Origin of the sequence: Formivibrio citricus (assembly GCF_900115065.1) — a bacterium.
Taxonomy (GTDB): domain Bacteria; phylum Pseudomonadota; class Gammaproteobacteria; order Burkholderiales; family Chitinibacteraceae; genus Formivibrio; species Formivibrio citricus.
Map to the genome: position 1 here is coordinate 1 of NZ_FOVE01000043.1, position 1,241 is coordinate 1,241.

General features: G+C 61.7%; 1 protein-coding gene. It reads left to right on the forward strand.

Translation table 11 applies throughout. The features are described from left to right. On the forward strand, nucleotides 1-1,241 hold a 1,241-nt coding region (locus BMZ36_RS14210; RefSeq protein WP_177187908.1), incomplete at both ends, for a methyl-accepting chemotaxis protein.

Sequence of the window (1,241 nt, forward strand, 5' to 3'; positions counted from 1 at the left end):
GTTTCCCGCCATCAGGGCGACTATCGCAAGGTCATCGAAGGCGTGAACCAGACACTCGATGCCGTCATCGGTCCGCTCAACGCCGCCGCCGACCATATCGCCCGCATCGCCGCCGGCAACCTGCCTCCCCGGATCACCGAGGAATACCGTGGCGATTTCAATGCCCTCAAGCAGAACATCAATCTCTGCGTCGACAACATTCAGGCACTGGTCAACGATGCGGCCCTGCTCTCCCGTGCCGCGGTAGCCGGCCAGCTCGATACTCGCGCCGAGACCTCCCTGCATCAGGGTGATTTCCGCAAGATCATCGAAGGCGTGAATGCCACACTTGATGCCATCGTTACGCCACTCAATGAAGCACTGCAAGTACTGGCCGCTTTGGAGTCGGGCAATCTCACCGAACGCATGAGCGGTCAATATCAGGGTCAACTGGCCCAACTGGCTACCGCGCTCAACAACAGTATCGCCCGCCTCTCGCAAACGATTGAAGACGTTGTCGATGCCACCGGCAACATCACCACTGCGGCCGGGGAAATCAGCTCCACCGCCCAGTCGCTCTCGCAAGCGGCGGCCGAACAGGCAGCCAGCATGGAAGAAACCACGGCCACCGTCGAGGAGATCACGGCTTCCATCGCCCAGAACACCAGCAATGCCAAGACCACCGGCAACATCGCTTCCCGTGCCGCCCACGAGGCCACCGAAGGCGGCGATGCGGTCAACAACACCGTCGGCGCCATGAAACAGATCGCCAGCAAGATCGGCATCATCGATGACATTGCCTATCAGACCAATCTGCTGGCGCTCAACGCGGCCATCGAAGCGGCCCGCGCCGGCGAGCACGGCAAGGGCTTTGCAGTGGTGGCGGTCGAGGTGCGCAAGCTCGCAGAACGCAGCCAGGTCGCGGCACAGGAAATCAGCGAACTCGCTTCCAACAGCGTCGGTTTGGCCGAGCGTGCCGGTTCGCTGCTGAACCAGATCGTGCCCGGCATCAACGAGACTTCCAAGCTGGTGCAGGAGATCGCCAATGCCAGCCAGGAACAGAATATCGGAGTGAGTCAGATGGGCGGTGCCTTCCAGCAGCTCAATGAAGTGACCCAGCAGAACGCCAGCGCTTCCGAACAACTGGCGGCTACTTCCGAGGAGATGAACAACCAGGCCAACCGCTTGCGCCAGCTTATGAGCTTCTTCCAGACCGGGCAGAGCGCCGGCAGCAGCCTGCCACGTGCCGGCAAGGCGGCGCG